This is a genomic window from Streptomyces sp. NPDC012474 (assembly GCF_042955185.1).
In the GTDB taxonomy this organism is placed as follows: Bacteria; Actinomycetota; Actinomycetes; order Streptomycetales; family Streptomycetaceae; genus Streptomyces; species Streptomyces cahuitamycinicus.
The window spans coordinates 500140-513066 of sequence record NZ_JBIBEP010000002.1; the positions used below are offsets into that span (position 1 = coordinate 500140).

Below are 12927 nucleotides of genomic sequence, written 5' to 3' on the forward strand. Positions count from 1 at the left end.
GGCCCGGGGCCGATGGGCCGCGGGCCTGTGGGTCCGCCCGTTCGAGTCCGCGTGCGGGTCCGCCCGTTCGAGTCCGCTGCCCGGACGGGCCCCGACGCGGGGGTTACTCCGGCTGGTGCTCCGGCCCTCCGAAGTCCGGGCTGGAGTAGTCCGGGCTGCTGAAGCTGGGGCGCGAGCCGCGGTCGCCGTCGTCCGGGCTGGTGAACCCCGGGCGGCCGTAGCCGAGGTGCGGCATGCGGCTGACCGGCGTTGACGACGGCGTGTGGTGCAGTGCGGCCGCCGCGCCCGGGTCGACGAGGGCCTCCCGCAGGAAGGGCAGGATGCCGCGTTCCAGCAGGGCCTCGTGCCAGGCCTCCTTGGCCTGGACCACCTCGCCCCGCAGTTCGCCGTACGGTCCGCCTTCGGCCGTGGGCTTGTTGCGCAGGGCAGTGAGCAGTAGCCCCACCGCGGCGACGAGGATCGCGACCGCGGTCACGGCGCCGAACACCCAGCCCGTGGTGAGCATGGTGCGGGCGAATCCCTGCTCCGGGTCGAGCATCCGCAGGATGTACCCGACGAGCAGGAAGATCGCCGCGGCGGTTCCGGCCAGGACGGGCGCCAGGACGGCGACGACGGCGACGGCGCCCGCGCCGGCGGTCTCGGCGACCCCGCCCATGGTGGCGGCGAGCCCCGACGCGCCCGTACCGGGCCTGGCGGAACCGGACTCGCGCACGGCCGTCGAGTCGGCCGACGCCGGTTGTCGCAGTTCGTCGCGGACCTTGACGTAGTGCTGATACTCGGTCGATGCGGCCGCCGTGATGAGCGCGGTCGCGTTCAGCGCCATGGTGCGCAGTTGTTCGGGGTTGAGCCGCTGACCGACAGCGGCCAGTTCGGGACGGTGTGGTGCGGAGCGCAGCGCCTCATCGAGGATCCGCTCGTATTCCTGGCGGTCCTCGCTCAGCAGGTGCTGCGGAACGCTGTTCATGTGCATCCCCCGATGCTCCGTAGGGCTTGGGGCTCGGCATGCTGACGAGCCGTCGGGCAGAAACGGAGGGGAGCCTGCTACGGATAAGCCGATGGTAGAGCGGTGACGGTATGCGGTGACAGGGGGTTTACCGAAATTGACCCCTCACCGGCCCGGTCCTCCGAAGGGGAACGCCTGCCCGGTGAACGTTCACGCATCCAGCGGCAGTTGCTGGACCAGTAGTTTTCCGGCCATGGTCACGCCACCGTCCATCGCGATGGCGAGTCCGTCGGCGTAGACGTGCGGTCCCTCGATCACGGGGTCGCGGTCGTCCTCGTCGTCCTCCGAGCCGACCTCGCCCAGCAGATACGGAATCGGGCTGTGCCCGTGAACGATGCGGGTGCCCCCGTACGTATCGAGCAGGGAGCGCACGGCGTCCGCGCCGCCCTCGTCGCGGAAGGAGAACCGCTTGGTGAACTTGCGGAACAGGTCCCAGACCTCGTCCGCGTCGTTGCGGGTGATCGTCTCGCGGACGGTGTCGTTGACCTCTTCGATGGAGCGGCCGTAGTCGAGGTAGGCGGTGGTGTCGGAGTGGACGAGCAGGTGGCCGTCGACCTCCTCGATGGCGTCAAGGCGCGACATCCACTGCAGGTGGTGGTCCTGGAGGCGGTCCATGTCGGTCTTCTGGCCGCCGTTGAGGAGCCACGCCGCCTGGAAGGTGGCGGTGCCCGCGCCGGAGTTGACGGGGGTGTCGCCGAACCGCTTGGCGCCGAGCAGCAGCAGCTCGTGGTTGCCCATGAGCGCCTTGCAGTAGCCGCCGGCCGCGGCGGCCTCGGCGGACAGCCGCATCACGAGGTCGATGACGCCGATGCCGTCCGGCCCGCGGTCGGTGAAGTCGCCGAGGAACCACAGCCGGGCGGTGCCCGCGCACCAGCTTCCGGCGGCGTCGAGCAGGCCCTTCTCCTGGAGGGCCGACACCAGCTGGTCGAGGTACCCGTGCACGTCACCGACGACGTACAGCGGTCCCTGCCCGGTGGTGGCCTGCGGGGCGGCGGCGGTCTCGGGATCCACGGTCACCTGGACAGTGTCACCCCGGTTGATGACGGGAAGGTCGCGCTCGGTCGGCGTGTACCCCTCGGGGTAGGCCTCCTCGGGCGGCGGGGCGACGTCACTGGGGTGGACGCTGTGGACGTACGGACCGGCCTCGTGGACGTACGCGGGCACCCGGAAGTCGCGCAGCGTCGCCGTCCGCTCCACCTCGGGTCCCTGACCGGCCCCCTGAGTCATCGACCCCTCCACCATCGCGCCGCGTTGCACCGCATCGGACTGCCTGGTCGTAGCGGCCCGCGGGTGTCGTGGGCCCATCATAGGAATGCGGATCGCGCCATGTGATGACCCAGGGGTGGTGAATCAGAGCAAGAGTCCAGTTCACCGCGGCTTTCGCCCCGATTGGACCGGGCTTTGACCACCGTGTGACCGTCCCCGCTCTTCCGCTCTCCGCGAGAACGATCCCTTCTCTCCGGGGGACCGGCCCTGTTTCTCCCCAGGAGTACGACCTTCCCTTTACCTGGGTGAGTGGACCTACGTCTCCTCGGGTGATCGCGGCGGGCTGACCGTCGTGCGCGGCGAGCGTCGCTGGGACGAGGTGCGCACGATCAGCTCCGTCGGTATCACCTGCTCCACCGGCCGGTCGGATTCCAGTCCCTCGATGGCGTCGATGAGGAGTTGCACCACCGCCGTGCCGATGCGGCGCGGCTTCAGGGAGAGCGTGGTGATCGGTGGCTCGGTGTTGGCGTACACGGTGGACTCGCTGCAGCAGACCAGCAGCAGGTCGTCGGGGACGCGCAGGCCGTAGCGGCGGGCCGCGGCGAGCAGGTCGGTGCCGTTCGGGTCGAACAGTCCGTAGACCGCGTCGGGCCGGTCGGGCCGGGCGAGCAGCCGGTCGGCGGCCACGGCTCCCGCGCAGGGATCGTGCGCCGGGTAGGCCTCGTGCACCGGATCCTGGCCCACTCGCTCGCACCAGCGCAGGTACGCCGTGGTCGACAGGTGCGTGTACGTGTCCGTCGACGTGCCGGTCAGCAGGCCGATCCGGCGGGCGCCGGCGTCGGCCAGGTGGTCGAGGATGCCGAGGACGGCGGCCTCGTGGTCGTTGTCGACCCAGGCGGTGACCGGCAGGGCGCCGGCCGGGCGGCCGTCGGAGACGACCGGCAGGCCCTGCCGGACGAGTTCACCGACGACCGGGTCCTGGTCGGAGGGGTCGATGACGACGGTGCCGTCCAGGGCGACGTTCGACCACACGTCGTGGCGGGAGGTCGCGGGCAGGATGACGAGGGCGTAGCCGCGGGCGAGCGCGGCGGAGGTGGCGGCCCGCGCCATCTCCGCGAAGTACGCGAACTCCGTGAAGGTGAAAGGTTCATCCCCGTATGTGGTCACGGTCAGGCCGATGAGTCCCGACTTGCCGGTACGGAGGGTCCGGGCGGCCGCCGAGGGGCGATAGCCCAGTCGGTCGGCGACCTCGCGGACATGGCGCCGGGTGGCGTCCGGGAGCCGGCCCTTGCCGTTGAGGGCGTCGGAGACGGTCGTGATGGAGACTCCGGCTGCGGCGGCCACGTCTCTGATGCCCGCCCGACCCGGCCTGCTGCCTCGCCGTGAGGTTTCCGCGCGGCTCACCTGGTGCTTCCCTGCTGCTGTCATGGCGAGCCGATAGTAGGGCTCATGCGGTGGGGTAGTGCGGACGCATATGCACACGTTGACAGGCACGTTTCTGCATGATCATTTACTGCCAATTGCTTTGGAAAGCAAGGGCGTTGAACGCTCTCATGACAGTACGTGTCTTGTCGGCGCGCACGGGCCTGCCAAGTGGGTGATGTTGCGAAGAGGTCTCAACTCACCTGCACGAGGGATGCGCGCCACGGCGTGCACCACCGGCGCGTAGATATATGTGAGGCGCGCCCCCGGATTCGTACGCCTTGGTGCGCCGATGCCCCTGTTGCCGGTGGGACAGGAGAGGTCGGGGCCCGGCTGCTCGGTCGTGGCTATACGCAGCGGCGCCGAATCCTCATAAGGTGAGGAGTAATGGATGTCGGCGGCGGTCATGGGCCGCCGGTCTTCACGAGGAGGACTGCGGTGAGCGAGACGAGCCCCAAGCTGCGCGCCGAGCTGGAGGGGATCCCCACTTACAAGCCCGGCAAGCCCGCCGCGGCAGGTGGTCCGGTGGCCTACAAGCTGTCCTCCAACGAGAACCCGTATCCGCCTCTGCCGGGTGTGATGGAGACCGTGACGGCGGCGGCCTGCACCTTCAACCGCTACCCGGACATGGCCTGTACGGCGCTCATGAACGAGCTGTCCGAGGCGTTCGGCGTGCCTCTCGCCCACCTGGCCACCGGTACCGGTTCGGTCGGTGTCGCCCAGCAGCTGATCCAGGCCACCTCCGGCCCGGGCGACGAGGTGATCTACGCCTGGCGGTCGTTCGAGGCGTATCCGATCATCACGCAGATCAGCGGCGCGAGGTCGGTCCAGGTGCCGCTGACGCCCGGGGATGTGCACGACCTCGACGCGATGGCCGACGCCATCACCGACCGGACGCGGCTCATCTTCGTCTGCAACCCCAACAACCCCACGGGCACGGTGGTGCGGCGGGCCGAGCTGGAGCGGTTCCTGGACCGGGTGCCCAGTGATGTGCTGGTGGTCCTCGACGAGGCCTACCGCGAGTTCATTCGCGATCCCGAGGTGCCGGACGGCGTCGAGCTCTACCGTGACCGGCCCAACGTCTGTGTGCTGCGGACCTTCTCGAAGGCGTACGGCCTCGCCGGCCTGCGTGTCGGTTTCGCCATCGCCCATGAACCGGTGGCCGCGGCGCTGCGCAAGACGGCAGTGCCGTTCGGCGTGAGCCAGCTCGCGCAGGAGGCGGCGATCGCCTCACTGCGGGCCGAGGACGAACTGTTCGGCCGGGTCGGCTCCCTGGTGTGCGAGCGCACGCGCGTGGTCGACGGTCTGCGCTCGCAGGGCTGGACTGTGCCCGAGACTCAGGCCAACTTCGTATGGCTGCGGCTGGGGGAGCGCACGGTCGCGTTCGCGCAGGCATGCGAGCAGGCGGGCGTGGTGATCCGGCCGTTCCCGGGTGAGGGTGTGCGGGTGACGGTCGGGGAGGCCGAGGCGAACGACATCTTCCTGAAGGTGTCGGAAGGGTTCCGCAAGGAGCTGTAGGGCTCAGCGCGCCAGGTCAGGCGTCCAGAAGTTCCACGCGTACGGGGTCGCCGTCCCGCACTGTCGTGAGCAGGCCGGGGTCGCCGTCGAGACGGCCGAGGACATTGCACGGGCTTGCGAGGCGGCACTCGTCACCCTGTGAGATCGGCGTTGGTCCGTACGGGAGGGCGAGGGCGTCGCCGTCGGTCCAGAAGGCGACGGTGCCCGGCTCTACGACCTCGCGGGCGCCTGTTTCACGTGAAACCGACACTCCTGTGTCGAAGTACACCTCCTCGCCCCAGGTGCGCGCTGTCGACACTAGAGGCAGCGCGTTGGCGAGGGCCTGACTGGTCGGGGTGTCGTCGAGCGACGCCGTGAGATGGCCCGCGGGCCAGGAGATCCGTATCCGTGGTGGCGGCGGTGTCTGCATGCCATCAATTCAACAATATGTTGAAGTTCCAGCCAAGGGGCCTGTTGTGACCGGCGCGACAGGGGACCCCCTCCAGGGCTCGAAAGTCCGTGCTGCATAATGGCTTGTGAATGTGAACGCTTTCACAAGCGTAGGTAAGGAGCGGCGACGTGGACCTGGCTTTGGCGCCGGAGACCCTGGCGCGATGGCAGTTCGGCATCACCACCGTCTACCACTTTCTGTTCGTCCCCCTGACGATCTCGCTGGCCGCGCTCACGGCCGGTCTGCAGACGGCCTGGGTGCGGACGGAGAAGGAGAAGTACCTCCGAGCGACGAAGTTCTGGGGCAAGCTCTTCCTGATCAACATCGCGATGGGTGTGGTCACCGGCATCGTGCAGGAGTTCCAGTTCGGCATGAACTGGTCCGACTACTCGCGCTTCGTCGGTGACGTGTTCGGTGCGCCACTGGCCTTCGAGGCCCTGATCGCCTTCTTCTTCGAGTCGACCTTCATCGGCCTGTGGATCTTCGGCTGGGACAAGCTGCCGAAGAAGATCCACCTGGCCTGTATATGGATGGTCTCGATCGGCACGATCCTGTCGGCCTACTTCATCCTCGCGGCCAACTCCTGGATGCAGCACCCGGTGGGCTACCGGATCAACGAGGCGAAGGGTCGGGCCGAGCTCACCGACTTCTGGCTGGTGCTCACCCAGAACACCGCGCTCGCCCAGGTCTTCCACACGCTCACAGCGGCCTTCCTGACCGGCGGCGCCTTCATGGTCGGCATCGCGGCCTTCCACATAGTCCGCAAGAAGCACCTCCCCGTGATGAAGACCTCGCTGCGGCTGGGCCTCGTCACCGTCGTCATCGGCGGGCTCCTCACCGCGATCAGCGGCGACGTGCTCGGCAAGATCATGTACCAGCAGCAGCCGATGAAGATGGCCGCTGCCGAGGCGCTGTGGGACGGCGAGAAGCCGGCACCCTTCTCGGTCTTCGCCGTCGGCGACGTCGACAAGGGCCACAACAAGGTCGCCATCGAGATCCCCGGCCTGCTGTCCTTCCTCGCCAAGGACGACTTCACTTCGTACGTGCCCGGCATCAACGACGTCAACAAGGCCGAGCAGGCGAAGTACGGGCCCGGTGACTACCGGCCCAACATCCCCGTCGCCTACTGGGGCTTCCGGTGGATGATCGGCTTCGGCATGACGTCGTTCGCCATCGGCCTGGCCGGGCTGTGGTTGACCCGCAAGAAGTTCATGCTGCCGCAGCATCTGAGGGTGGGCGACGACGAGGTGCCGCATCTCGTGCTGCTGCCGAAGAAGGCGCTCGGCCCGACCCTCACCAAGTGGTACTGGCGCATCGCGATCCTCACCCTGGGCTTCCCGCTGATCGCCAGCTCCTGGGGCTGGATCTTCACCGAGATGGGCCGCCAGCCGTGGGTCGTCTACGGCCTGTTCCAGACGCGTGACGCGGTCTCCCCCGGTGTCTCCCAGGCCGAAGTCATCACCTCGATGGTCGTCTTCACCACGCTGTACGCGATCCTCGCCGTCGTCGAGGTCAAGCTGCTGGTCAAGTACGCCAAGGCGGGCCCGCCGGAGCTCACCGAGGCCGACCTCAACCCGCCCACGAAGATCGGCGGCGACTCCCGTGACGCCGACAAGCCGATGGCCTTCTCGTACTAGGCCGAGGGAGCTGCACAGTCATGGAACTGCACGACGTCTGGTTCGTCCTGATCGCCGTCCTGTGGACCGGCTACTTCTTCCTGGAGGGCTTCGACTTCGGGGTCGGCGTGCTCACGAAGCTGCTCGCCCGCAACCGGCCCGAGAAGCGGGTGCTGATCAACACCATCGGCCCCGTCTGGGACGGCAACGAGGTGTGGCTGCTCTCGGCGGGCGGCGCGACCTTCGCCGCCTTCCCCGAGTGGTACGCCACGCTCTTCTCCGGCTTCTACCTGCCCCTGCTGCTCATCCTGGTTTGCCTGATCGTCCGGGGTGTCGCCTTCGAGTACCGCGTGAAGCGGCCCGAGGAGAGCTGGCAGCGCAACTGGGAGACGGCGATCTTCTGGACCTCGCTGATCCCCGCGTTCCTGTGGGGTGTGGCCTTCGGCAACATCGTGCACGGCGTGAAGATCGACCAGGACTTCAACTACGCCGGCGGCGTCCTGGACCTGCTCAACCCGTACGCGCTGCTGGGCGGGCTGGTCACGCTGTCGCTGTTCACCTTCCACGGGACGGTGTTCGTCGGGCTCAAGACGGTCGGGGAGATTCGGGAGCGGGCGCGGAAGCTGGCGCTGCGCGTCGGGCTGGTGACCGCCCTGCTGGCGCTCGTCTTCCTGCTGTGGACGCAGTCCGACCGAGGTGACGGGACATCGCTCGTCGCGCTGGTCGCGGCCGTGGCGTCGCTCGTCCTGGCGCTGGTAGCGGCGCGGGCGAAGCGTGAGGGCTGGGCGTTCGCCCTGTCGGGGCTCACCATCGTGGCCACGGTGGCGATGCTCTTCTTGACGCTCTTCCCGAACGTCATGCCGTCGACGCTGAACCCGGACTGGAGCCTGACGGTCACCAACGCCTCGTCCAGCCCGTACACACTGAAGATCATGACCTGGTGTGCCGGGATCGCCACCCCGGTCGTCCTGCTCTACCAGGGCTGGACCTACTGGGTGTTCCGCAAGCGGATCGGCACTCAGCACATCGCCGCCGAGACCGTGCACTGAGGTGTGTTTCACGTGAAACCAATCGATCCGCGTCTGCTCCGGTACGCCCGAGCCACCCGGGGTTTCCTGGCGGCGGTCGTGGCCCTGGGCGTCGTAGGGGCGGGGCTGGTCATCGCGCAGGCGATGCTCATCGCCGAAGTGGTGGTGGGCGCCTTCCAGCACCGCATGGCGGTGTCCGAACTCGGCACTCCCCTGGTGCTGCTGGCCACGGTCGCGGTCGGCCGGGCCCTGGTCGGCTGGCTCACCGAGCTCGCCGCGCACCGGGCGAGCGCGGCGGTGAAGTCCGAGCTGCGGGGGCGGCTGCTGGAGCGTTCCGCCGAGCTGGGGCCGGGCTGGCTGAGCGGGCAGCGGACCGGTTCCCTGGTCGCCCTGGCCACCCGGGGGGTGGACGCCCTCGACGACTACTTCTCGCGGTATCTGCCGCAGTTGGGTCTCGCGGTGGTCGTGCCGGTGGCGGTGCTGGCGCGGATCGTCACCGAGGACTGGGTCTCCGCGGCCATCATCGTGGGCACCCTCCCGCTCATCCCGGTCTTCATGGTGCTCATCGGCTGGGCGACCCAGTCCCGGATGGACCGTCAGTGGCAGCTGCTTTCGCGGCTGTCCGGGCACTTCCTGGACGTTGTCGTGGGGCTGCCGACGCTGAAGGTCTTCGGCCGGGCCAAGGCGCAGGCCGAGTCGATCCGGCGGATCACCGGCGAGTACCGGCGGGCGACCATGCGGACGCTGCGGATCGCCTTCATCTCCTCCTTCGCCCTGGAGCTGCTCGCGACGATCTCGGTGGCGCTGGTCGCCGTGACGATCGGCATGCGGCTGGTGCACGGAGAGATGGATCTGTACATCGGCCTCGTCATCCTGATCCTCGCGCCCGAGGCGTATCTGCCGTTGCGGCAGGTCGGGGCGCAGTACCACGCCGCGGCCGAGGGGCTCGCCGCCGCCGAGGAGATCTTCGAGGTTCTGGAGACGCCCGTCCCGGCGTCCGGTTCCGCGGCCGTGGCGGAGGGTGCGCTGTCGTTCGAGGGCGTGACCGTCCGGTATCCGGGGCGGTCGGTGGACGCCGTCTCGGACGTGACCTTCAGCGTCGAGCCCGGGGAGACGGTCGCGCTGGTCGGGCCGAGCGGCGCGGGCAAGTCGACGCTGCTGAGCGTCCTGCTGGGGTTCGCGCGACCGGACGAGGGCCGGGTGCGGGTTGGGGGAGTCGATCTCGCAGGTGCCGACCTGGAGGCGTGGCGTTCCCGGATCGCGTGGGTACCGCAGCGGCCGCATCTGTACGCCGGGACGATCGCCGAGAACGTACGGCTGGCCCGGCCCGACGCCGGTGACGACGCAGTACGGCAGGCGCTGCGGGACGCCGGGGCGCTGGAGTTCGTCGACGCGTTGCCCGAGGGTGTGGACACCGTGCTCGGCGAGGACGGCGCCGGGCTGTCCGCCGGGCAGCGGCAGCGGCTCGCGCTGGCCAGGGCGTTCCTCGCGGACCGGCCCCTGCTGCTGCTCGACGAGCCGACGGCGGCGCTGGACGGAGCCACCGAGGCCGAGGTCGTCGCGGCGGTGCGGCGCCTTGCGGCCGGCCGGACGGTGCTGCTGGTGGTGCACCGGCCGGCGTTGCTGGAGGTCGCGGACCGGGTGGTGCGGCTGGCGGAGCCCGAGACCTCCGCCGGGTCGCCTGTGGCATCCGCCGTGGCCCGGGGGACCGGAACGCGGCCCGTCGAGGTCGAGCCGCCCACCCCGGCCGAGCTCGTCAGTCAGCCGGCTGCAGGCGGGGTCCTCGCCCGTGTCCGCGCCATGTCCGGTGCCCGGCGCGGACGGCTGGGACTCGCGCTGCTGCTCGCGAGCCTCGCGCTGGGGAGTGCCGTGGGGCTCATGGCCACCTCTGGCTGGCTGATCTCGCGGGCCTCGCAGCAGCCGCCCGTGCTGTATCTGATGATGGCCGTCACCGCTACGCGGGCGTTCGGCATCGGGCGGGCCGTGTTCCGGTACGCCGAGCGGCTGGTGTCGCACGACGCCGTGCTGCGGATGCTGGCGGACACCCGGGTCGCGGTGTTCCGCAGGCTCGAGCGGTTGGCGCCCGCCGGGCTGCGCCGGGTCCGCCGGGGTGATCTGCTCTCCCGCCTGGTCGCCGACGTGGACGCACTGCAGGACTACTGGCTGCGGTGGCTGTTGCCGGCCGGGGCGGCCGTCGTCGTGTCGGCGGCGTCGGTCGGCTTCACGGCCTGGCTGCTGCCCGAGGCCGGCGCGGTGCTCGCGGCCGGGCTCCTGGCCGCGGGGGTCGGCGTGCCGCTGATCACCGGCGCGGTGGCCCGGCGGGCCGAGCACAGGCTGGCGCCCGCCCGTGGGGTGCTCGCGACGCGGGTGGCCGATCTGCTCACCGGCACCGCCGAGCTGACGGTCGCCGGCGCGCTGCCCGCGCGGACCGCCCAGGCGCGCGAGGCCGACGGGGCGCTCACCCGGATCGCCTCGCGCGCCGCCACCGCCACGGCCCTCGGCGACGGTCTCACCGCGCTGGTCTCCGGCCTGACCGTCACGGCGGCTGCCCTGGCCGGTGCCCAGGCGGTCGCCGCCGGGCGGCTGGACGGCGTGACCATGGCCGTCGTCGTCCTGACCCCCCTCGCCGCCTTCGAGGCCGTGCTCGGGCTGCCGCTGGCCGTGCAGTACCGGCAACGCGTCCGCCGGAGCGCGGAGCGGGTCTACGAGGTTCTGGACGCCCCGGAGCCCGTGGGGGAGCCCGAGCGGCCCCGGCAGGCGCCCGCTTCACCGTTCCCGGTCGTGCTCAAAGGGCTGACCGCCCGGTACGCCGGGCAGGAGCGCGACGCGCTCGCCGGGCTCGACCTGACCCTCGACGAGGGCCGCCGGATCGCCGTGGTCGGGACCTCCGGCTCAGGCAAGACCACGCTGGCGCAGGTGCTGCTGCGGTTCCTCGACGCGAAGGCCGGCTCGTACGTGCTGGCGGGCGTGGACGCCTACGCGCTGCACAGTGACGACGTACGAGGGTTCGTCGGGTTGTGTGCGCAGGACGCGCATCTCTTCGACAGCTCGCTGCGCGAGAACCTGCTGCTCGCCAGGAAGGACGCCACCGAGGACCAGCTGCGCGCCGCGTTGTGCCGTGCCCGGCTGCTGGACTGGGCCGACGGCCTGCCCGACGGCCTCGACACGCTCGTGGGCGAGCACGGGGCGCGTTTGTCGGGAGGCCAGCGGCAGCGTCTGGCGCTGGCCCGGGCACTCCTCGCCGACTTCCCCGTCCTGGTGCTGGACGAGCCCGCGGAGCACCTCGACCTGCCGACCGCCGACGCGCTCACCGCCGATCTGCTGGCCGCGACCGAGGGCCGGACGACGCTGCTCATCACGCACCGGCTGGCGGGGCTCGAAGCGGTCGACGAGGTGCTCGTGCTGGACCGGGGACGGGTGGTCCAGCGCGGTCCCTACGCGGAGCTGCTGGCGCTGGACGGGCCGTTGCGGGAGATGGCCGAGCGGGAGGCGGCCGCGGAGTCGCCGGCGGGAGCGCGGTAGCAGCCGGGGCCGGTGCGCACTGGGCCATTCGGCGCAGCCGGTCCCCCAGCCGTACGACCTGAACAGGACCGGGCCCGCAGTGCTGGGCGACGATCGCTGACATGCGCTCATATCGCCGTCATCGGCTGCTGGTTCCGGTCCTGCTGTGCGCGCTGACCGTGCTCGCGGCCCGGCCGACGGCGGCGCCCGGGGAACCGGGCAGCGGTACCGGAACCGGCGCGGACCAGGGCCTCAGCGCCGAGGTGGCGCGGCTGTACGAGGAGGCCGCGGTGGCGACACAGCAGTACGAGGCCGGCCGCGAGGAGGCCGAGAAGGAGCGGGCCGAAGCCCAGCGGACGGAGGCACTCCTGGACGCGCAGCGGCGGCACATCGCCGCCCTGCACGAGGACCTGGGCCGGATCGCCCGGGCTCAGTACCGCAGCAGCGGTGGCCTGCCGGTGGCCGCGCACATGATCCTCGCCGACAGCCCTGACGGCCTGATGCGAGGTCAGCACGCCTTCTCGCAGGCGCATCTCGCCGTGAACAACGCGATCTCCAAGAACTGGCGCGCCGAGGCACGGCTCGCGGCGGACGAGGCCAGGGCCGCGGACCGGTGGCAGGCGCTGGAGAAGCGCAACCTGCAACTCGCCGGGCTGAAGGCGGACATCGAACAGAAGCTGGAGACTGCCCGTTCGCGGCTCCAAGGGGAGGCGGACGTGGCGGTCGCGGCCGGAGCATGCCGCGGAGCCGTCCGGCTCGACCAGCCGGAGACGGGGTTCACCGACGGCGAGTGGGTCGCGCCGGTCGAGACGTACGAACTGTCCGCGTCCTACGGCAGCGGTGGCGCGCGGTGGTCCAGCCGGCACACGGGGCAGGACTTCGCGGTGCCGATCGGCACGCCGGTGCGGGCCGTGGGCGCGGGCCGGGTGGTGAAGGTGTCCTGCGGCGGTGCCTTCGGCATGGAGATCGTGCTCAAGCACGCGGGCGGCTACTACACGCAGTACGCCCATCTCGCTTCCCTCGCGGTCGACCAGGGAGAGCACGTCAGTCCGGGCCAGTGGATCGGCCAGTCGGGCACCACGGGCAATTCCACGGGGCCGCACCTGCACTTCGAGGCCCGGGTCACGGCGGAGACGGGCTCGGCGGTGAATCCGGTGTCGTGGCTGGCGGCGCGCGGGGTGTCCCTTTGAGACGCTCCGGCCC

Annotated in this window: 9 protein-coding genes; 5 read left to right on the top strand and 4 right to left on the bottom strand. The window is 70.6% G+C overall.

The annotated features are described in order from the left end of the window. Window positions 1-103 precede the first annotated feature (103 nt). The 3 genes from ACFY9S_RS07110 to ACFY9S_RS07120 all read right to left on the bottom strand — a co-directional run bounded on the left by ACFY9S_RS07110 (window position 104) and on the right by ACFY9S_RS07120 (window position 3637). The gene (locus ACFY9S_RS07110) at window positions 104-970 is read right to left on the bottom strand and encodes a hypothetical protein (protein ID WP_391123890.1); all 867 of its coding nucleotides are present in this window, start codon (window positions 968-970) and stop codon (window positions 104-106) included. A gap of 183 nt (window positions 971-1153) precedes the next feature. After that, on the bottom strand, window positions 1154-2245 hold the full coding sequence (locus tag ACFY9S_RS07115; RefSeq protein ID WP_391123892.1) for a metallophosphoesterase: 1092 nt from the start codon (window positions 2243-2245) through the stop codon (window positions 1154-1156). A 279-nt stretch (window positions 2246-2524) separates the two neighbouring features. Next, window positions 2525-3637 (bottom strand): substrate-binding domain-containing protein, encoded by a 1113-nt coding sequence (locus ACFY9S_RS07120; protein ID WP_391123894.1) that lies wholly within the window; start codon window positions 3635-3637, stop codon window positions 2525-2527. Window positions 3638-4069: 432 nt separating this feature from the next. Here ACFY9S_RS07120 and hisC point away from each other — a divergent pair, with 432 nt between their 5' ends. Continuing rightward, window positions 4070-5149, top strand: coding sequence for a histidinol-phosphate transaminase (gene hisC / locus ACFY9S_RS07125; RefSeq protein ID WP_102907939.1), 1080 nt, complete (start codon window positions 4070-4072; stop codon window positions 5147-5149). A gap of 16 nt (window positions 5150-5165) precedes the next feature. On the opposite strand, the gene ACFY9S_RS07130 is transcribed toward hisC, so the two are convergent. After that, window positions 5166-5558 carry a cyclophilin-like fold protein gene (locus ACFY9S_RS07130; protein ID WP_391123896.1) on the bottom strand — a complete coding sequence of 131 codons (393 nt, stop codon included), beginning with the start codon at window positions 5556-5558 and terminating at the stop codon, window positions 5166-5168. A 149-nt stretch (window positions 5559-5707) separates the two neighbouring features. On the opposite strand from ACFY9S_RS07130, the gene ACFY9S_RS07135 reads away from it, so the two are divergent. From ACFY9S_RS07135 to ACFY9S_RS07150, 4 genes are all read left to right on the top strand, one after another. Next, on the top strand, window positions 5708-7216 hold the full coding sequence (locus ACFY9S_RS07135) for a cytochrome ubiquinol oxidase subunit I (RefSeq protein ID WP_391123898.1): 1509 nt from the start codon (window positions 5708-5710) through the stop codon (window positions 7214-7216). A 20-nt stretch (window positions 7217-7236) separates the two neighbouring features. Next, entirely contained in the window at window positions 7237-8244 is a 1008-nt protein-coding gene (gene cydB, locus ACFY9S_RS07140) for a cytochrome d ubiquinol oxidase subunit II (RefSeq protein WP_391123900.1), read from the top strand. A 12-nt stretch (window positions 8245-8256) separates the two neighbouring features. Then, complete coding sequence (gene cydD / locus ACFY9S_RS07145; RefSeq protein WP_391123902.1) at window positions 8257-11745, top strand: thiol reductant ABC exporter subunit CydD; 3489 nt, start codon at window positions 8257-8259, stop codon at window positions 11743-11745. Between the two features lie 101 nt (window positions 11746-11846). Next, a complete protein-coding gene (locus ACFY9S_RS07150) occupies window positions 11847-12914 on the top strand; it encodes a peptidoglycan DD-metalloendopeptidase family protein (RefSeq protein ID WP_391123904.1) in 1068 nt (355 codons plus the stop codon). Window positions 12915-12927: the final 13 nt, after the last annotated feature.

Bases quoted from the DNA above. Each gene is read 5' to 3' on its own strand.
- ACFY9S_RS07115 (WP_391123892.1), bottom strand. From the start codon at position 2,245: ATGGTGGAGGGGTCGATGACTCAGGGGGCCGGTCAGGGACCCGAGGTG.
- ACFY9S_RS07110 (WP_391123890.1), bottom strand. From the start codon at position 970: ATGCACATGAACAGCGTTCCGCAGCACCTGCTGAGCGAGGACCGCCAG.
- ACFY9S_RS07130 (WP_391123896.1), bottom strand. From the start codon at position 5,558: ATGCAGACACCGCCGCCACCACGGATACGGATCTCCTGGCCCGCGGGC.
- cydB (WP_391123900.1), top strand. From the start codon at position 7,237: ATGGAACTGCACGACGTCTGGTTCGTCCTGATCGCCGTCCTGTGGACC.
- ACFY9S_RS07150 (WP_391123904.1), top strand. From the start codon at position 11,847: ATGCGCTCATATCGCCGTCATCGGCTGCTGGTTCCGGTCCTGCTGTGC.
- ACFY9S_RS07120 (WP_391123894.1), bottom strand. From the start codon at position 3,637: ATGACAGCAGCAGGGAAGCACCAGGTGAGCCGCGCGGAAACCTCACGG.